16 protein-coding genes and 1 tRNA gene are annotated in these 17,486 nt (G+C 65.2%); 5 read left to right on the forward strand and 12 right to left on the reverse strand.

Annotated features, from left to right (window positions below; genetic code table 11):
- Nucleotides 1-163: 163 nt before the first annotated feature.
- Nucleotides 164-257, reverse strand: a tRNA-Ser gene (locus tag AB7M16_RS04110).
- Nucleotides 258-581: 324 nt separating this feature from the next.
- Here AB7M16_RS04110 and AB7M16_RS04115 point away from each other — a divergent pair.
- Nucleotides 582-2,603, forward strand: coding sequence for an O-linked N-acetylglucosamine transferase, SPINDLY family protein (locus AB7M16_RS04115; RefSeq protein WP_453943204.1), 2,022 nt, complete (start codon nucleotides 582-584; stop codon nucleotides 2,601-2,603).
- A gap of 61 nt (nucleotides 2,604-2,664) precedes the next feature.
- Here AB7M16_RS04115 and AB7M16_RS04120 read toward each other — a convergent pair whose 3' ends face one another.
- Nucleotides 2,665-2,931 carry a hypothetical protein gene (locus AB7M16_RS04120; protein ID WP_122402900.1) on the reverse strand — a complete coding sequence of 89 codons (267 nt, stop codon included), beginning with the start codon at nucleotides 2,929-2,931 and terminating at the stop codon, nucleotides 2,665-2,667.
- A gap of 1,605 nt (nucleotides 2,932-4,536) precedes the next feature.
- Nucleotides 4,537-6,021 (reverse strand): Asp-tRNA(Asn)/Glu-tRNA(Gln) amidotransferase subunit GatB, encoded by a 1,485-nt coding sequence (gene gatB / locus AB7M16_RS04125; protein ID WP_453943205.1) that lies wholly within the window; start codon nucleotides 6,019-6,021, stop codon nucleotides 4,537-4,539.
- A gap of 200 nt (nucleotides 6,022-6,221) precedes the next feature.
- Here gatB and AB7M16_RS04130 point away from each other — a divergent pair, with 200 nt between their 5' ends.
- The gene (locus AB7M16_RS04130) at nucleotides 6,222-7,661 is read left to right on the forward strand and encodes an FkbM family methyltransferase (protein ID WP_453943206.1); all 1,440 of its coding nucleotides are present in this window, start codon (nucleotides 6,222-6,224) and stop codon (nucleotides 7,659-7,661) included.
- A 14-nt stretch (nucleotides 7,662-7,675) separates the two neighbouring features.
- Here AB7M16_RS04130 and AB7M16_RS04135 read toward each other — a convergent pair whose 3' ends face one another.
- The 6 genes from AB7M16_RS04135 to AB7M16_RS04160 form a co-directional block, all read right to left on the reverse strand.
- A complete protein-coding gene (locus AB7M16_RS04135; protein ID WP_453943207.1) occupies nucleotides 7,676-7,972 on the reverse strand; it encodes a hypothetical protein in 297 nt (98 codons plus the stop codon).
- Nucleotides 7,963-9,438, reverse strand: a complete 1,476-nt coding sequence (gene gatA / locus AB7M16_RS04140; RefSeq protein WP_453943208.1) for an Asp-tRNA(Asn)/Glu-tRNA(Gln) amidotransferase subunit GatA — start codon at nucleotides 9,436-9,438, stop codon at nucleotides 7,963-7,965. Before gatA ends, AB7M16_RS04135 begins: the two co-directional genes overlap by 10 nt.
- On the reverse strand, nucleotides 9,435-9,647 hold the full coding sequence (locus AB7M16_RS04145) for a hypothetical protein (protein ID WP_027547180.1): 213 nt from the start codon (nucleotides 9,645-9,647) through the stop codon (nucleotides 9,435-9,437). The genes gatA and AB7M16_RS04145 overlap by 4 nt, the downstream gene beginning before the upstream one ends.
- A gap of 14 nt (nucleotides 9,648-9,661) precedes the next feature.
- Nucleotides 9,662-9,949: an Asp-tRNA(Asn)/Glu-tRNA(Gln) amidotransferase subunit GatC gene (gene gatC, locus AB7M16_RS04150; protein WP_453943209.1), complete on the reverse strand. Its 288-nt coding sequence runs from the start codon at nucleotides 9,947-9,949 to the stop codon at nucleotides 9,662-9,664.
- 76 nt (nucleotides 9,950-10,025) lie between these two features.
- Entirely contained in the window at nucleotides 10,026-11,102 is a 1,077-nt protein-coding gene (locus AB7M16_RS04155; RefSeq protein ID WP_453943210.1) for an NAD(P)H-dependent flavin oxidoreductase, read from the reverse strand.
- Nucleotides 11,103-11,290: 188 nt separating this feature from the next.
- Nucleotides 11,291-12,268 carry an NAD(P)H-dependent flavin oxidoreductase gene (locus AB7M16_RS04160; RefSeq protein ID WP_453943211.1) on the reverse strand — a complete coding sequence of 326 codons (978 nt, stop codon included), beginning with the start codon at nucleotides 12,266-12,268 and terminating at the stop codon, nucleotides 11,291-11,293.
- A gap of 98 nt (nucleotides 12,269-12,366) precedes the next feature.
- On the opposite strand from AB7M16_RS04160, the gene AB7M16_RS04165 reads away from it, so the two are divergent.
- Nucleotides 12,367-13,257, forward strand: coding sequence for a LysR substrate-binding domain-containing protein (locus AB7M16_RS04165; RefSeq protein ID WP_453943212.1), 891 nt, complete (start codon nucleotides 12,367-12,369; stop codon nucleotides 13,255-13,257).
- Here the strand turns inward: AB7M16_RS04165 and AB7M16_RS04170 are convergent.
- Complete coding sequence (locus tag AB7M16_RS04170) at nucleotides 13,244-13,459, reverse strand: hypothetical protein (protein ID WP_172783408.1); 216 nt, start codon at nucleotides 13,457-13,459, stop codon at nucleotides 13,244-13,246. The genes AB7M16_RS04165 and AB7M16_RS04170 overlap by 14 nt on opposite strands.
- Nucleotides 13,460-13,505: 46 nt before the next feature.
- Between AB7M16_RS04170 and ruvX the strand changes: the two genes are divergently transcribed.
- Complete coding sequence (ruvX, locus tag AB7M16_RS04175; RefSeq protein WP_212255095.1) at nucleotides 13,506-13,991, forward strand: Holliday junction resolvase RuvX; 486 nt, start codon at nucleotides 13,506-13,508, stop codon at nucleotides 13,989-13,991.
- 4 nt (nucleotides 13,992-13,995) lie between these two features.
- The gene (locus AB7M16_RS04180) at nucleotides 13,996-14,919 is read left to right on the forward strand and encodes an AEC family transporter (RefSeq protein ID WP_439367029.1); all 924 of its coding nucleotides are present in this window, start codon (nucleotides 13,996-13,998) and stop codon (nucleotides 14,917-14,919) included.
- A gap of 130 nt (nucleotides 14,920-15,049) precedes the next feature.
- Here AB7M16_RS04180 and AB7M16_RS04185 read toward each other — a convergent pair whose 3' ends face one another.
- A complete protein-coding gene (locus AB7M16_RS04185; protein WP_453943213.1) occupies nucleotides 15,050-15,814 on the reverse strand; it encodes a CPBP family intramembrane glutamic endopeptidase in 765 nt (254 codons plus the stop codon).
- A gap of 23 nt (nucleotides 15,815-15,837) precedes the next feature.
- On the reverse strand, nucleotides 15,838-17,481 hold the full coding sequence (locus AB7M16_RS04190) for an acyl-CoA dehydrogenase family protein (protein ID WP_453943214.1): 1,644 nt from the start codon (nucleotides 17,479-17,481) through the stop codon (nucleotides 15,838-15,840).
- Between the last annotated feature and the right edge of the window lie 5 nt (nucleotides 17,482-17,486).

Consider the following 17,486-nt stretch of genomic DNA (forward strand, 5'->3'; position numbering starts at 1 on the left):
GAGCTTGTGAGGAGGCTTCCTTGTGTCGATTCGCCAGGCTGCGAGACCGGTTGCCATGGACCATTGTGTAGCGGCGCGATGATCGGCCTGCTTTCGGCGACCCTCCGACCCCGAAGCGAGCGCCTCACACTGGAAAATACCTGCTATTTCAATGGGATATACGTGGCGGAGACGGAGGGATTCGAACCCTCGATAGGCCTTTACAAGCCTATAACGGTTTAGCAAACCGCCGCCTTCAGCCACTCGGCCACGTCTCCAATACGCCGGGTATGCCCGACACGGAGGCGGGCCGCAAGCGGCAGAATTGGGGCGAGCGAGTTTCTTTGCACATGAAACGCTTTGAGAGCGACAGATATAAGGGACGGATCGGGAATGCGACGTCCGAGGCGCGTCACGCCATCGTCCCGCCCGCTGTATTTCCACCAGCTGGCCTGCATCTTCGCACGCCAATCTGGCAACAAGCTGATCGTTATCTGCCCTGAAACAGCGAGCCGTTGTTCTCTCCGACAAAGGCGATTAGTGTTTTTTGCACCTCTTCGCCAGAGCACGGACCCGACGTCGGGGTCGAGATACCCAATCACATGCCACAACAAGGCCGCAACAAGGGAGCTTCGGCCCCCTCCTCACTCCATCCGTCCACTATTCTGGACCAGGCAATTGCAGCGCACCGCTCGGGCAATCTGCCGGATGCGGAACGGGCCTACACGGCCATCCTGAAGGCGAGCAGAACGCATGCCGTCGCGCTCCACATGCTGGGGCTGTTGCACGCCCAGCGCGGCCAATTTGCGGACGCCGAGCCTTTGCTGAAGAAGGCTGCACGCGTCGACCCCGGCAATCCCGACGTTCTTTTCAACTATGCCAACGTGCTGCGTGCGCTGAACAAGCCGGATGATGCGCTCGCCTGGCTTGCGAAAGTGATCGCCCTGTCCCCGAACTTCGCGGACGCGCATCTCAATCGCGGAGCGATTCTCATTGCACGGCAGCAGCTTCGCGACGCCATAGCCGAGTTTGATCGCGCCATAGTGATCGCACCATCGAGCGCCGCGTTCGCCAACCGAGGCAGCGCGTTGCAGCAGCTTGGTCGACTCGAGGAAGCGCGTGACAGCTTCGGCCGCGCCATCGAGCTTGCACCGGCCGACCCCCAGAACCATTTCGCGTTGTCTGAGGTTCTTGGCCAGCTGGGGCGCGACGACGAAGCGATCGCGGCGCTGGAACGAACGGTCGCACTTGATAAGGCGTTCCCGTTTGCGCTGAGCAACCTCGTTGCCTGCAGGCGCAAGCGCGCCGACTGGAGCAGTTTCGAACGTGAACAGGCCGCCATGGACGAGGCTGTCGAGGCGGACGTGCCGATCGACCCCTTCACCTTCTTTCATGTCTCCTCATCGCCTGCACGCCAATTGACCTGTGCAAAGACCTATGTCGCCAAGGTGGCCCCCGACGGACGCGCCGCCAGGCCAGGAACGCCGAGCCCGGCGTCCCGGCTCCGGGTCGCATACATGTCGGCCGATTTTCGCAATCATGCCACCGCGTATTTGATGGCCGGAGTCTTCGAGGCGCACGACCGTGAGCGCTTCGACATCACCGCCATCTCCTACGGGCCCGACGACGATAGCCAGATGCGCAACCGCCTGAAGGCCGCATTCGAACGCTTTGAAGATGTCAGCCATCTCGCCGACGAGGACGTCGTCAAGCTGATCCGCCAGCTCGAGATCGAGGTTCTCGTCGATCTCGGCGGCTTCACCGCCGGTGCGCGTCCGAACATCATTGCGCGCCGGCCGGCTCCTATCCAGGTCAGCTATCTCGGCTTTCCCGGCACGATGGGTGCCCCCTATGTCGACTACCTCATGGCCGACCGGATCGTCATCCCCGAAACGGAGCAGCTTTATTACGCCGAGAAGGTGATCTATCTTCCGAATAGCTACCAGGCGACCGACGCGAAGCGAGCGCTCCCGTCAAATCCACCAAGCCGCACCGAGCTCGGATTGGCGGACGATGCGTTGGTCTACTGCGCGTTCAACAGAAACCCCAAGATCAACCCCCCGCTGTTCGGCGTCTGGATGCGGCTGCTCGACAGGACCCCCGGAAGCGTCCTTTGGCTGCTGGATGGAGACCCGGTCGCCACGGAGAATCTGAAGCGTGAAGCCGTTGCGCGGGGGATTGCCGCCGAGAGAATCGTGTTCGCTCCGCGCGTCCCTGCTGACGAGCATCTGGCGCGCCACCAGGTCGCCGATCTGTTCCTGGACACATTGCCTTACAACGCCCACACCGGGGCCAGCGACGCCCTCTGGGCTGGCTTGCCGGTTCTGACGTGCCTTGGCACCACCTTTGCCGGACGCGTTGCAGCCAGTCTCCTGAACGCCGTCGGCCTTCCCGAGCTGGTGACGCGATCGCTCGACGAATACGAGGCCTTGGCACTGCGGATCGCCCACGATCCCGAGCTTCGGGTCGCGCTCAGGAGCAAGCTGGCGACGCGCCGGACCACTTGGCCGCTTTTCGATACTGTCCGCATGACGCGACATATCGAAGAGGCATTGAGCGAAATCTGGCGCAGGCATTGCGCCGGCGAAGCGCCGGCCTCGTTTGCCGTGCAAACCTTACCATGAGGCCCGCCTCGGCGCGATGGTGCCGGCCGGTCGAGGTCGGTTCCCAAGCGAAGTGAACCGCTCAGTGCGCACAGACCCAGGCCCTCGCCTCGCGCTGCGCGACCGAGATCTCGGCGTCCGACATCTGCCCGGCGACTTCCTGGCGCAGCGCCACGGCGTCCTTGCGGCCCTTCAGCGCCGCGAGATTGAACCATTTGTGCGCGGCGACGAGATCGACGATCCCGGAGCGGCCGCTCGCCCAATAGATCCCGCGCTCGAACAGCACGTCCGACAGCGCGCTCGCATCGACCGGCGTTGCCGTCTCCAGATCGAATGTACCCTGAAACATCACGCATCCCCTTTGTTCTTATGCCGCCTCGTCCCCCGAGCGCGGCTCCCGTCCAATTCTGATGTGCATGACCCTTCCCGGGATCGTGCACTGTTCAACTCTTCCCCATCGCCGTTTGCCGGCTTGTTGGAGGCGATGATGGCGGGCAAATTTGAATGGCAGTTTAAGTATCGCGATGAAGCAGACGTAAACGGGGGCGCGCGGCGCGTGCGCGGAGGATTCAAGAAGCCCCTGATTTGCAGGCACTTCTACGATTCGTCAGACTCTGTTTACCCCGGGATTTTGGGAGAACGATAACCATCACGCGCGGTGGCTCGTGGCCGTGTGGTTAGAATGTGAAGGGCGGATCACTGTCGTGGCCGCACCCCGTGCCGTCATTCCCCGCGCAGGCGGGGAATCCAGTACGCCGCAGCTTATCGATTCCATCGCTGCCGTCTCGGAGTACTGGATCGCCCGGTCCCGGCTCCGCCAAGGCTACGCCGAGGGTTACACGGGTGCTCGGCGCGCCGAAGCTTCAGCAAAGGCGGCAAGCCGGGCGATGACACCGCGAACGGAGAAGCGGCGTGCGAACAGCGTGCATCAGGCCGCAGCCCGGGCGTGCCCCAAGGCAGTTCGAGCAAGGGCGCGATGACGTCGCGCGTTTCAGATCAGCAATGTCGGGGGAAAAGGAATGCCGGCAATGCCCCGGCTTCAAGGGAACGAGGGCGTCGGCGAACACGTCAGGACCAGATTCCACTTTGGCCCGAAGGCCTGTCGTGAAATTGCGGAGCCCGTTTGAGGAGAACCGCACCGAACGAAGAAAACTCGTTTCTTCTGCCGAACCGCGAAAGAGAACGGTCCGACCGTTGACCTGATGTCTCGCCGACACCCTCTATCGTCGACCAGAACCTCTAGGAGGCGCTGATGACGTGCCGGCTATCTGGAGCCGGCAACTTCAGAAGCGAAGTTACTTCTTCTTCTTCGCGACCTTGCGGGTCTTCTTCGCAGTCTTCTTCACTGCGCTCTTCGCCTTCTTCGCCTTCTTCGCTTTCTTGGCCATGTTGCCCTCCGATGTGTGAGATGGCTTTAATCGCTGCGTGCACTCGGGGATCGAATGCACTCACCCCGAATACACCAACACGAAGAAAAAAACAGCTTCTCGCTTAAAGAAGTGTTGACGCAGCAAGGCGCGTGCGCTTGGCGGGCGCGACGCAGGCGCTTCGTTCGACGTGCACTTGCGATCATGCAGAGCGCTCGCATCATCGACGTTCGCGAACGATGCGATTGCACGAAAACACTATGCAGCAAGTATTTTTTCGCACGCGTGCATCGCGCGCGATCAACGCCACGATGCGCATCGGCAATCGCGCGATCGCCTCGCGAAGGCGTTTCGCGGACTCTGAGTCGCGATTTTTGGCAACGAAAATATTTTCATGCTTAACGGCGCGGGCGCTCGCCGGAGCGCGTTCAAGCCGCCGTTTCGGGCGAATCGCGCGGCGGCGATTCGGCCGCCGCATCGCCGTCGATCGGGATGGAGTTTGCCGTTCGCGGATGCGCGCGAGCGTCGCAGCGAGAACCGAAAGCGAGGTGACGACGCGTCTCCGTCACCTCGTTCGAACGTGAGGCTCAGACGCCGAGCTTGGACTTGAGCAGGTCGTTGACGCTCTGCGGGTTGGCCTTGCCGCCGGACGCCTTCATCACCTGGCCGACGAACCAGCCGAGCGATTGCGGCTTGTCCTTCACCTGCGCCGCCTTGTCGGGATTGGCCGCGATGATGTCGTCGACCACCTTTTCGATCGCGGAAAGATCCGTGACCTGCTTCATGCCGCGGCTTTCGACCAGCGCGCGGGGATCGCCGCCCTCCTGCCAGACGATCTCGAACAGATCCTTGGCGATCTTGCCCGAGATCGTGCCGTCGCCGATCAGGTCGATGATCGCAGCCAGCTGCGCGGCATTGACGGGCGAGGCCGTAATATCCCGGCCTTCCTTGTTGAGACGGCCGAACAGCTCGTTGATCACCCAGTTCGCCGCCATCTTGCCGTCGCGGGCACGGCTGGCGAGCTTGTCGAGCACCGTCTCGTAGAACACCGCGCTCTCGCGCTCGGCGACCAGCACGCTCGCATCATAGGCCGAGAGGCCGAAATCGGCGACGAAGCGCGCCTTCTTCTGGTCCGGCAGCTCCGGCAGCTCCGCCTTCAGCTCGTCGACGAATTCCTGGCTGAACTCCAGCGGCAACAGGTCGGGGTCGGGGAAGTAGCGATAGTCGTGCGCCTCTTCCTTCGACCGCATCGAGCGCGTCTCGCCCCTGTTGGGATCGAACCGGCGCGTCTCCTGCTCGATCTCGCCCCCGTCCTCGAGGATCTCGATCTGGCGCCGCGCTTCATACTCGATCGCCTGGCCGATGAAGGCGATGGAGTTCATGTTCTTGATCTCGCAGCGGGTGCCGAGCGGCGCGCCGGGCCTGCGCACGGAGACGTTGACGTCGGCGCGCAAGGATCCCTTCTCCATGTCGCCGTCGCAGGTGCCGAGATAGCGCATGATCGAGCGCAGCTTGGTCACATAGGCCTTGGCCTGCTCGGCGTCGCGGATATCCGGCTTCGAGACGATCTCCATCAGCGCCACGCCAGAACGATTGAAATCGATGTAGGAGAGCGACGGCGACCGGTCGTGCAGCATCTTGCCGGGATCCTGCTCCAGATGCAGCCGCTCGATACCGATGGCGGCGGTCTTGCCGCCGTCGAGATCGATGATCACCTCGCCCTCGCCGACGACGGGCGACTTGTACTGGCTGATCTGGTAGCCCTGCGCCAGGTCCGGATAGAAATAGTTCTTGCGGTCGAACACCGAGCGCAGGTTGATCTGCGCGTTGAGGCCGAGCCCGGTCCGGACAGCCTGCCTGACGCATTCCTCGTTGATCACGGGCAGCATGCCCGGCATCGCGACGTCGACCAGCGAGACGTGGCTGTTCGGCTCGCCGCCGAAGGCGGTGGACGCGCCCGAGAACAGTTTGGCGTTCGAGGTCACCTGGGCATGGATCTCCATGCCGATGACCATCTCCCACTCACCGGTTGAACCCTTGAGAAGCTTGTGAGGTGTCGCGTCAGCGTTCATGGAGAAGATGTCGTTCTGCGTTGGAGGATAAGCCCCGATCAGGCTGCGATCGTGCGAGGGAGCTGCTGCGATCGACTAATTAAGCCGATGCTGGAGGCGATGCAACCTCGCCACCGTCTCTAGCCCCGGCGGAATTGGGCGTGAAATCGCACCCGAACCGTGTCATGACAAGGCGCAAGGGATCAAATGCCAGAGGGAAGATGGGTGAGCTCACGCTTCGGATGGTCGATGGGACGCAGATCGTCGTGACGGCCTCCCTCGAGGCCATCACCACCTACGTCATCCTCGAGCAGGAGACGTGGTTCGAGAAGGAGACGGCGTTCCTCGCAAGCTGGCTGAAGCCGGGCATGTCCGCGCTCGACATCGGGGCCAATCTCGGCGTCTACAGCCTGCCAATGGCGCGGCGGCTCGCCCCTCATGGGCAGGTGTTCGCCTATGAACCGGCCAGCGAGCCACGACGGCTACTCGCGCTCGGCAAGGCGAAGAACGAGGTCGCCAACCTGCATATCATCGCCGCGGCGCTGTCGGATGGCGAGCGCGAGGGCCGTCTGGTGCTCGGCGCCTCCAGCGAGCTCAACTCGCTGCAAGGCAGCGGTCCCACCGAAAGCATTCAGATCACCTCGCTCGATGCCGAACAGAGATCCAGGCAGTGGGGCCCGATCGACTTCGTCAAGATGGACGCGGAAGGCGAGGAGGAGCGAATCCTGGCCGGCGCGAAGGGCTTTCTCTCCGAACGCTCCCCGCTGGTCATGTTCGAGATAAAAGCCGGTGACAAGCAGAACGACGGTCTGCCGGCCGCTTTCGCTAGCATGGGTTTCGACATCTATCGGCTGATCGGCGGAGGGCCGGTTCTGGTGCCGGTGAAGCTCGGCGAGCCGCTCGATCCCTACGAGCTGAACCTGTTCGCAGCCAAGCGCGATCGCGCCAGAGCGCTCGCCGAAGAGGGCTTCTTGATCGAGACCATCCCGTCATGGGAGCCTGACGACACGGTGCGGGACTGGGCACTCACCCAGTTCGAAGCCCAACCCTTCGCGCACATTTTTGCGGCCATGTCGGGCGGCGCCACGGCGCAGGACCCGGTTTACCGCGACGCCCTCGCCGCCTATGCGACCTGGCGCTCCGAGGAACTCGCCTTGCCCAGGCGTTATGCGGCGCTGAAATTCGCCTGCGATACACTCGGCGCGCTGTGCCAGAACCAGGCCTCGCTGTCGCGCCTTTCAACGCTCGCCCGCATTGCCTCGGATATCGGCAGCCGCGCCATCGCCGTCAACGCACTGCGGTACGTGGCGGATGTACTCAAGGGCGGCAAGGGCCGAATCCTGGAGCCATTCTGGCCCGCAAGCCCGAGATTCGACCATCTCGAGCCCGGGACCAATCCCGTCGGCTGGTTCGTGGTCGCAGCACTCGAGCGGCTCGAGCAGATGGCATCGTTCTCCTCCTGCTTTGCTCCCTCCCTCGTCGATCTCGACTGGCTTGCCGGCCAGCCGCTGGTTGGTGCCGAGATCGAACGCCGGCGCATTCTTCAGCGGGCGCGCGCGGGCCAACGGGTCGAGGTCCCACCGCGCCTGCGCGTGACGGCACCCGACCACGTTAATGACGCGATTTGGCGTGCCGGCGCAGTTCCCAACACGTGCGTGTGAGCGGGCCGGCCCTGTCAAGCCCCGAGCAGCGTGACAGCGATCCGCTCCCACTCCGCTTCCAATGAATCCCTTGCCGCGGGCTGGCCGGCCTGGCGGTACCAATAGCCGGCATTGCCGAGATCGCCTTCGACACGGTGCAAATAAGCATGCACCCAGGCGGCCTCACGGCTGCTCTCGTCCTGAACGATCGTGTGCGCGCGGTCCCAGTCGCCCTTCGCCGCCCACCAGAGGCCGGCGAGCGGCGCGTTCAAGTCCGGCGCGGGCGCCGCGCCGCCGAGGCTCGCGATGAAATCGGCGACATTCACCACCACCTCGGGGGCGTGAAGCGGCCGGCGGCCTGCTCGATCACCTCGCCGAGCGAGAACAGCGTCTCCTCATCGAACGGACGGCCGATCAGTTGCAGGCCGAGCGGCAGCCCCTGTGCATCCTTGCCGGCTGGCACCGCGATTCCGGGCAGGCCCGCCATGTTCACGGTCACCGTGAAGATGTCGTTGAGATACATCTCGACCGGGTCGGCGCCGCCCTTCTCGCCGATGCCGAAGGCCGCCGACGGCGTCGCAGGCGTCAGGATCGCGTCGACGCCCCTCGCGAAGCAATCCTCGAAGTCCTTCTTGATCAGCGTGCGCACCTTCTGCGCGCGCAAATAATAAGCGTCGTAATAGCCGGCCGAGAGCACGTAGGTGCCGATCATGACGCGGCGGCGCACCTCTGCGCCAAACCCGGCCGCGCGGGTGTTCTCGTAGAGCTCGATGATGTTCTTGCCCTGCTCGCGAAGGCCGTAGCGCACGCCGTCGTAGCGCGCGAGGTTGGACGAGGCCTCCGCCGGCGCCACGATATAGTAGGCCGGTAGGGCGTACTTGGTGTGCGGCAGCGACACCTCGACGAGCTCGGCGCCGGCGCTCCTGAGCCACTTGGCGCCCTCGCTCCAGAGCTTCTCGATCTCGGCCGGCATGCCGTCGAGACGATACTCCTTGGGAATGCCGATCTTCATGCCCTTCACGGACTTGCCGATCGCCGCCTCGTAATCCGGCACATGGATATCGACCGACGTCGTATCCTTGGGATCGTGTCCGGCCATCGAGCGCAGCAGCATCGCGGCGTCGCGTACGCTGCGCGCGATCGGACCTGCCTGGTCGAGCGAGGAGGCAAAGGCGACGATGCCCCAGCGCGAGCAGCGGCCATAGGTCGGCTTGATGCCGACGGTCGCGGTGAACGCGGCCGGCTGGCGGATCGAGCCACCGGTGTCGGTCGCAGTCGCACCCATGCACAGCAGCGCCGCCACGGCCGAGGCCGAGCCGCCGGACGAGCCGCCCGGCACCAGCGTCGTGTTGCTGCCCTCGCGCCGCCAGGGATTGCCGACGGGACCGAAGCACGAGGTCTCGTTGGCCGAGCCCATCGCGAACTCGTCATTGTTGAGCTTGCCGAGCATCACCGCGCCGTCGCGCCAGAGCTGCGAGGTCACTGTGGACTCGTACGTCGGCACGAAATTGCCGAGGATCTTCGAGCAGGCCGTGGTGCGCACGCCCTTGGTCGCGAACAGGTCCTTGATGCCCAGCGGGATGCCCGCGAGCGGGCCGCCTTCACCCTTGGCGATCTTCGCGTCCACGGCCTTCGCCATGTCGCGCGCGCGATCGGGCGTCTCCATCACGAAGGCGTTGAGCACGCGCGCGGCTTCGATCGCATTCAGATGTGCGTCGGTCAGCTCGAGCGACGTGAAAGTCTTGTCGGCGAGACCCTTCCGGGCCTCGGCGAGCGTCAGCGATGTCAAATCGGTCATTTATTGATCGGGCTGCAGAAGAACGGAGACAGGGTCTTGTCGTTGGCCGGGTCGTCTTTTTTGGCGGCGGCTTTCGCGGCCGCCTCGATCTCGTCGAGCACGGCATTGACGGCGACGTTGGGATCGGCAGCCTTGCCCTGCCGCTCCATCTTGTCGAGGTAATTCATGTAGGCCTGATAGGCCTTCTCATCGTCGCAAAGCAGGCACATCGGACCTAACCTGTTTATTCAACGACCTTCGGCACCAGGAAGAAGTGACCTTCAGTCGCGGGCGCGTTGGCAACGATATCGTCGGCGATCTCGCCGTCATCGACCACGTCCTGCCGCTTCTTCATCTGCATCGGGGCGACCGAGGTCATCGGGTCCACGCCCTCGACATTGACCTCCGAGAGCTGCTCGACGAAGGCGAGCATGGCGTTGAGCTCGCCCTGCAGATGCGGAACTTCGTCCTCGGAAACCGCAATACGCGCCAGATGCGCGATGCGGCGGACGGTAGCGGCGTCGACGGACATTATATAAGGCCTCTCACGGCAAAACCTATGTGCCGTATAGCAGAGGCCGCTTTTGCGCCGCAACCGGCGCTTCCCCCTATCCGGCGAGGGCCTTCAGGCGCCCGAGCGCCGATTTGGCGAGATCCCGGGTCAATTCGGCGGCGGGGACCTCGCGGCCCAGCGCAACGGCCTGTCCCGCCCAGAGATTGGTGAAATCCACCCTGCCCTGCTTTTCGGCAGCCGCCTTCAGCGGCCCCAGCGCGGTCGCGGCGTGGGGAAACGGCGGCGCATCCGGCGAGAGCGGGCCAGCCTCGCGCATCAGCCGGTTCTGGACCCCCCGCGCAGGCCGGCCGGTCATGACATTGGTGATGACGGTGGAATCGTCCCGCGCCTCGGCGAGCGCCTTGCGGCCGCCCGCGCTGAGCTTGGATTCCGGGCAGCGCAGATAGGCGCTGCCGATCTGCACGCCCGAGGCGCCGAGCGCGAAGGCTGCGGCAATGCCGCGTCCGTCCGCGATGCCGCCCGCCGCGATCACCGGCACCTTCACGGCGTCGACGACCTGCGGCACCAGCGCGAAGGTCCCGGGCTGCTCGGCGGCCTTGTCGGTCAGGAACATGCCGCGATGGCCGCCCGCCTCGGCCCCTTGCGCGATCACGGCATCGGCCCCGCGTTCTTCCAGCCAGACCGCCTCCTTCACCGTCGTCGCGGACGAGATGACGAGGCAGCCCGCCGCCTTGACGCGCTTCAGCATCGCTTGCTCCGGCAGGCCGAAATGGAAGCTGACGATCTCCGGCTTCAGCTCCTCGACCACCTCGCAGAACGCCGCATCGAACGGCGCGCGGTTCGCAGCCGCGATCGGCGCTGAGGGATCGAGACCGTGCTCGGCGTAGTAGCCCGCGAGCCGCTGCTTCCACCGCGCCTCCGCTTCGCGCGTCAGCTCGACCGGCGTATGGCAGAAGAAGTTCATGTTGACCGGGGCCTTGACGCGCTGGCGGATCAGACCGACCTGCTCGCGCGCCTTCTCCGGCGAGATCATCGCACTTGGCAGCGAGCCGAGCCCACCGCCCTGCGCCACGGCAATCACCAGCTCCGCATCCATCACGCCCGCCATCGGCGCCAGCACGATCGGAAATTCGGTCTTGAACAGGTCGATCAGTCGACGGTCAGGCCACATGGTTGTTCTCTCTCGTTCTTTCTTACCCTCCCCTGGAGGGGGAGGGTCGGTTCGCATGTAGCGAAGCGAAATGCGAAGCGGGGTGGGTGATCTCTCAACACGGGCACCGCCTCAATGGAGAGACTGTCACCCCACCCCGCTCGCGCTTCGCGCGATCGACCCTCCCCCTCCAGGGGAGGGTAAGAAGTCTACACCGCCGTCACCGAATTTCTGCGCCCGGCGATCAACTGCTCCGCTTCGATCGCAATCCGCTCGACGATCTCGGCCGCCGGTGGGATATCATGAATCAACCCAACCGCCTCTCCCGCGATCACGGCCGCGACATCGAAATTGCCCGCCGCCCTTGCTGCCGCATACTCGGCCGCGACTGCGGCAACATTCTGCATCAGCTCGACCTCGCGGCCGATCCAGCGCCTCGCATGATCGTTGACCAGGCACCGTCCCGTGAACGGCGCCGGCCAGACATTGTTGCGGGAGAGATCGAAGATGATGCCGCGCACGGTCGAACCCGAGTTCGCCGCGCAGATGCGTCGCTTGGCCTCCTCCGCGCCGTCGGCCTCCTGGCTGGCATAGAAGCGCGTGCCGAGCAGCACGCCGCTCGCGCCGAGCATCACCATGGCAGCGAGGCCGCGCCCATCCGCGATGCCGCCGGCCGCCACCACGGGAACGCGCCCCGCGGCGAGATCGACGACAGCAGGCACGAGATCGACGGTGGTGCGCGACGCGCCATGACCGCCCGCCTCCGTTCCCTGCGCAATCAGGATGTCGGCACCGGCATCGAGCGCCTGCTGAGCCATCGCTTCATCCTGCGCCTGGCAGATCAGGCGCGCGCCGGCGGACTTGATCCTGGACGCGAACGGCGCGGGATCGCCGAACGACAACATGATCGCAGCTGGTTTTGCAGCGAGCGCGACATCGAGAAGCTCGGGCCGCTTGGCAAGGCTCCAGGTGATGAAGCCGATCCCGAACGGTGCACTGAGGTCGGCGAGCGTCGCCGTCTCCTGCTCCAGCCACGCCCGCTCGCCATAGCCGCCGCCGAGAATGCCGAACCCGCCGGCGCGGCTCACCGCCGCGACCAGACGGCTGCCGGCGATGACATCCATCGGCGCCAGCAGGATGGGATGCTTGATCCTAAGCAGCGTGGTCAGCGGCGTCGTCATCGGCATGGCTCCTCCCCCGGTCTGGACAGCGAGACTAGGCGCGACTAGCATTCTCGAAAAATGAATTGTTGCGAACGCTGCAATCTCAAAAGCGAAACGACGCCATGGAACTCAGCGATATCAAGACCTTCGCCGCGGTCGCCCGCACCGGCGGCATCACCCGCGCCGCCGAAGAGCTCAACACCGTGCAGTCGAACGTCACCCAGCGCGTGAAGGCACTGGAGGCGGAGATCGGCACGCCGCTGTTCGAGCGGCACTCACGCGGCATGACGCTGACGGGTGCCGGCAAGCGCCTTCTCCCCTACGCGCAAAAGATGGCGGCGCTCTCGCGCGAAGCCTTGCTCGCCGCGCGCGACGATGGCGAGCCGAAGGGTCCACTCGCGATCGGCTCGATGGAGACCACGGCCGCGGTGCGGCTGCCGCCGCTGCTCGCCGATTTCCACCGCCGCTTCCCGGCTGTGCGCCTTTCCTTGCGCACCGCGCCGACCGCCGACCTCGTCGCCAGCGTGCTCGACGGCACGCTCGACGGCGCCTTCGTCGCAGGACCCATCACCCATGACGATCTCGCCGCGACGAGCGCCTTCCGCGAAGAGCTGGTGCTCGTCAGCGCGCGGCGCTGGACTTCGCTCGCCGAGCTGCGCGCCGGCACGCCGGAGTCGGGCCCGACCGCGCTGGTGTTCCGCACCGGCTGCACCTATCGCCAGCGGCTCGAACAGATCTTCGTCGAGTTCGGCTGGCCGTCGGCGGCGCGCTTCGAGCTCGGCACGCTCGACGGCATGATCGGCTGCGTTGCCGCCGACATGGGTGTGACGCTGCTGCCACGCGCCGTCGTGGAACGCAGCGCGATGAATGGCGCGGTCGCCATCCACACGCTGAGCCCGTCACACGCACGTGTCGAGACACTCTTCATCCGGCGCAGCACCGGACATCAGTACAGCGCGCTGCACGGTTTCATCGCCTGCCTGACCAAGAATGACGACGTCATCGCGGCCTGATCGACCACCGTCGCAGCGCTACGACGGCCCAGATGGCTTCGACGAGACCGAACGGCCAGGCGCCCTGAAGGAAGCCGTAGGCCGAGCCGAGGGCGCAGGACACCGCAAACAGCAGCACGAACCAATGGCTGCGGGCTTCCAAGGCGTAAGTGACCAGCATCGCCGTGACGGCGAACAGGCCGAATAATGTCAGCGCATCCACGTTCCGGGTTCACTCTGCAGCGCGACGCATGATATGCGCTAAATCCATGCCGGCTCTTATCCTCACCTTGGTCGATGCTGCAACCCACTGGCCCGAACGCGGCGCGCTGGTCGGGCTCGACTTGGGCACCAAGACCATCGGCGTTGCCGTGTCCGACCCCGACCGCCGCTTGGCCACTGGCGTTGAAACGATCCAGCGCAAGCAGTTCAAGCAGGACGCCGCCAGGCTGCTTGCCATCGCCGCCGAGCGCAAGGCGGTCGGCTTCGTGCTCGGCCTGCCCATCAACATGGACGGCAGCGAGGGACCGCGCGCGCAATCGACCCGCGCCTTCGCGCGCAATCTGGCCGGACTGACCGCCCTGCCCATCGGTCTCTGGGACGAGCGCCTTTCGACCGCGGCAGTCGAACGCGAGCTGATCGGGATGGACGTGAGCCGCGCCAAGCGCGCCGAGGTCATCGACGAGCACGCCGCGATCTTCATCCTGCAAGGCGCGCTCGATCGCCTGGCAAACCTGCGCAAGGGACCCGGCTGATCCCATGGCGGTCGTCGTCGCGGCGCTGCTGCCGGTCTTCATCCTCATCGTGCTCGGCGTCGTGCTGAAGCGCAGCCTGATGCGGCTGGACACGCAATGGCACGGGCTGGAGCGGCTGACCTATTTCGTGCTGTTTCCGATGCTGCTGATCCAGACGCTGGTGAAGGCGGACCTCACGAAGGTTCCGGTCGCCGGCGTCGGCGGCGCGCTGCTGCTGTCGGCGCTGGCGATGTCGCTGCTCTGCCTCGCATTGCGCCCGGCCCTGTCCCGGCTCGACATCGACGGCCCCGCCTTCACCTCGATCTTTCAGGGCGCGACGCGCTGGCAGACCTTCGTCGGGCTGTCGGTCGCCGCCAACATGTTCGGCGACCTCGGGCTGGCCCTCGCTTCCGTGGCGATGGTCGCGATCATTCCCCTGGTCAACGTGTTCAGCGTCGCCGTGCTCGCGCACTATGCTTCGCCCGAAAAGAAGTCCGCCCGCACGATCGTCATAACGGTGATCCGCAATCCGCTGATCTGGGCTTGCGCTATCGGCCTCTTGATCAACGTCACTCACCTGCCGCTGCCAAAGCTCTGGCATGAGGTTGCCGACGCGCTCAGCCGATCCTCGCTCGCCATCGGCCTGCTCGTCACCGGCGCGGGACTGCATCTGGAAGGCCTGCTGCGCCCGAGCGCTGCCGCGGCGATCGGCGTCGGTTTCAAGCTAGTGCTGATGCCTGCACTCGCGCTCGCGCTTGCCGTCTGGTTCGGACTAACCGGCGACAGCCTGGCGATCGTTGCGATCTGCTCGGCGGTCCCGACCTCGTCGAGCGCCTATGTGCTGGCCCGCCAGATGGGCGGCGACGCGCCGCTGCTCGCACAGATCATCACGCTGCAGACGATCCTGGCCGCGATCACGATGCCGATCGCGATCGCGCTGGTGGCCTAGCAGGCGTCATTAAGAGCGCAACTCTCTCCGCCGTCATTGCGAGCGCAGCGGAGCAATCCAGAATCCCTCCGCGGAGACACTCTGGATTGCTTCGTCGCAAGGGCTCCTCGCAATGACGGAGTATGAAGCCCTAGCTCCCCAGCCACATCGTCAGCACCACCGCGGTGAGATTGTTCAACGCATGCAGCGCGATGGTGAGCCACAGCGAGCCGGAGCGGTAGCGCATGTAGCCGAACCATAATCCGATGCAGAAGACTTCGGCCAGGAAGTACATGTCGTATTGCAGGTGGACTACCGTCCAGACCAGCGACGACAGCAGGATGGCGCCGGGCGCGCGCAAGAAGCTCGCCGACCAGCCGCGGTAGAGGAAGCCGCGCGCCAGCACCTCTTCCGACATCGGCGCCGCCACCGCGAATGCGGCCAGCAGCAGCAGCGCCGCGCCCTTGTCGCGGCCCGATTTCAACAGATCGGTCATGAAGCCCGGCGTCGCCTCGCGGCCGAGCGCGCGCGACATCGTCTCCCAGAGCAGCACGATCAGGATGAGGCCGACCGCGCCGAACAGCAGCTGCTTCCATGACGGCCAATGCAGCGCGAGATAGTCGACGAAGGAGACCTTCTTGATGCGAATGGCGAGCCAGACCGCAAGCAGCGTCGCCGGCAGCCCCATGATGACCGAGAGCGCGAGAGTCTGGGGCTCATGGCCGACAAGCTGAAGCGAAGAAAGGTCCATGGGAAGACCACGTAGCGCTGCCAGCACAATTACGGCACCGATCTGCCCGACGAACATCGCGACGAAGATGAAGAGGCCCCACAGCGCCGTGCCCCAGAACTTCCAGACGCGCGGCGTCGTCGGCGTCTCGGTCAGCGGCGGATGATCGGGATTGAGGGAGTCCATCGGAAGGCTTTCGTTTTGGAGACTCACGGCAGCGCCCGCTCCAGCAGCGCGCGCACGTCGCCGCTCTCCAGCTCGACAGCGCCGTACATGCTAGCGTGATTGGCCGCAAGACGGGTGCTCGCGAACAATTCGGCATGGTGTGGCGACACGCCATTGAGCGCCGCAGCCGCAGCCAGCAGCGAAAGCTTCTCGACGGCAAGCCGCGCGACGCGCTCGCCGTCGGCGCGCCGGAAAGTCTTGCCGATGAAGCTGACCGCCTCCCCCGCCCCGGTCAGGCCCTTGGTCTCGACCGCCAGCGCCTGAAGCACCGCCATCGCGGGCTCCGGCTCGCGCGAGAGCGCGCGGAGTACGTCGAGGCACATCACGTTGCCCGAACCTTCCCAGATCGCGTTGACCGGCGACTCGCGATAATGGCGCGCCAAAATGCCGTCCTCGACATAGCCGTTGCCGCCGAGGCACTCCATCGCCTCAAAAAGGAACGGCGGCGCGCTCTTGCAGGTCCAGTATTTGATCGCGGGCGTGAGCAGCCGCATATAGGCCGCTTCCGCCGCATCGTGCGGCGTGCGGTCGAAGGCGCGGCAGAGCCGCATCACCAGCGCCGTGCTCGCCTCCACATGCAGCGCCATGTCCGACAGCACGGCCTGCATCAAGGGCTGATCGGCCAGATGCTTCTGGAACACGCTGCGGTGGCGGGCGTGGTGCAGCGCATGCGCAAGCCCCGACCGCATTAGGCCGACGGAGGCGATCGCGCAATCCTGTCGCGTCAGCTGCACCATCTGGATGATGGTGCGGATGCCCTTGCCCTCCTCGCCGACCCTTTCGGCGTAGGCGCCGACGAACTCGACCTCGGACGAGGCATTGGAGCGGTTGCCAAGCTTGTCCTTCAGCCGCTGGAACTGGATGGCGTTGACCGAACCATCCGGCGCGAAGCGCGGCATGAAGAAACAGGTCAGCCCGCCCTCGGCCTGCGCCAGCACGAGGAACGCATCGCACATCGGCGCCGACATGAACCATTTGTGGCCGGTGATGCGATAGCCGTCCCCGTCGCGCACCGCGCGCGTCATGTTGGCGCGCACGTCCGTGCCGCCCTGCTTCTCGGTCATGCCCATGCCGAGCGTCATGCCGCGCTTGCCCCACCACGGTGCAAACCCCGGGTCGTAGCTCTTCGTCGACAGCACGGGCATTACCCCCGCGAGCAAGTCGGGCTGCATCGCCAGGGCACCGACGGAAGCGCGCGTCATCGTGATCGGGCAGAGGTGGCCGGTTTCAACCTGGGCTGCCATGTAGAACTTTGCGGCGCGAATGACCTCGGCGCCAGCGCCCGCCGGCTTACCATCCGCGGTCCAGGTGGAATTGTGCACGCCGGCATGCGCACTGTGCGCCATCAGCTCGTGATAGGCGGGATGAAACTCGACCTGGTCGCGGCGGTTGCCCTTGGCATCGAAGCTGCGCAGCTTCGGCGTATTCTCGTTCGCCACGCGCCCGCGATCGGCCATCGCAGCCGAGCCCCAATGCCGGCCGAACTCGGAGAGCTCACGCTCCGCCGCCGCGCCGCCATTGGCCCTGACCGCCTCGACCAGCGGCCGGTCCACGGCGAAAAGATCAACGTCCTCGAATGGTGGCGACTGGTTGAAGACCTCGTGGGTCGCAAATGCGGGCTGGGTCATTGTGC

Source organism: Bradyrhizobium sp. USDA 372 (assembly GCF_053629095.1).

Excerpts from the sequence above, each read along its gene's own strand:
- AB7M16_RS04115 (WP_453943204.1), top strand. The coding sequence starts at position 582 with ATGCCACAACAAGGCCGCAACAAGGGAGCTTCGGCCCCCTCCTCACTC.
- AB7M16_RS04120 (WP_122402900.1), bottom strand. The coding sequence starts at position 2,931 with ATGTTTCAGGGTACATTCGATCTGGAGACGGCAACGCCGGTCGATGCG.
- gatB (WP_453943205.1), bottom strand. The coding sequence starts at position 6,021 with ATGAACGCTGACGCGACACCTCACAAGCTTCTCAAGGGTTCAACCGGT.
- AB7M16_RS04130 (WP_453943206.1), top strand. The coding sequence starts at position 6,222 with ATGGGTGAGCTCACGCTTCGGATGGTCGATGGGACGCAGATCGTCGTG.
- gatA (WP_453943208.1), bottom strand. The coding sequence starts at position 9,438 with ATGACCGATTTGACATCGCTGACGCTCGCCGAGGCCCGGAAGGGTCTC.
- AB7M16_RS04145 (WP_027547180.1), bottom strand. The coding sequence starts at position 9,647 with ATGTGCCTGCTTTGCGACGATGAGAAGGCCTATCAGGCCTACATGAAT.
- gatC (WP_453943209.1), bottom strand. The coding sequence starts at position 9,949 with ATGTCCGTCGACGCCGCTACCGTCCGCCGCATCGCGCATCTGGCGCGT.
- AB7M16_RS04155 (WP_453943210.1), bottom strand. The coding sequence starts at position 11,102 with ATGTGGCCTGACCGTCGACTGATCGACCTGTTCAAGACCGAATTTCCG.
- AB7M16_RS04160 (WP_453943211.1), bottom strand. The coding sequence starts at position 12,268 with ATGCCGATGACGACGCCGCTGACCACGCTGCTTAGGATCAAGCATCCC.
- AB7M16_RS04165 (WP_453943212.1), top strand. The coding sequence starts at position 12,367 with ATGGAACTCAGCGATATCAAGACCTTCGCCGCGGTCGCCCGCACCGGC.
- ruvX (WP_212255095.1), top strand. The coding sequence starts at position 13,506 with ATGCCGGCTCTTATCCTCACCTTGGTCGATGCTGCAACCCACTGGCCC.
- AB7M16_RS04180 (WP_439367029.1), top strand. The coding sequence starts at position 13,996 with ATGGCGGTCGTCGTCGCGGCGCTGCTGCCGGTCTTCATCCTCATCGTG.
- AB7M16_RS04185 (WP_453943213.1), bottom strand. The coding sequence starts at position 15,814 with ATGGACTCCCTCAATCCCGATCATCCGCCGCTGACCGAGACGCCGACG.
- AB7M16_RS04190 (WP_453943214.1), bottom strand. The coding sequence starts at position 17,481 with ATGACCCAGCCCGCATTTGCGACCCACGAGGTCTTCAACCAGTCGCCA.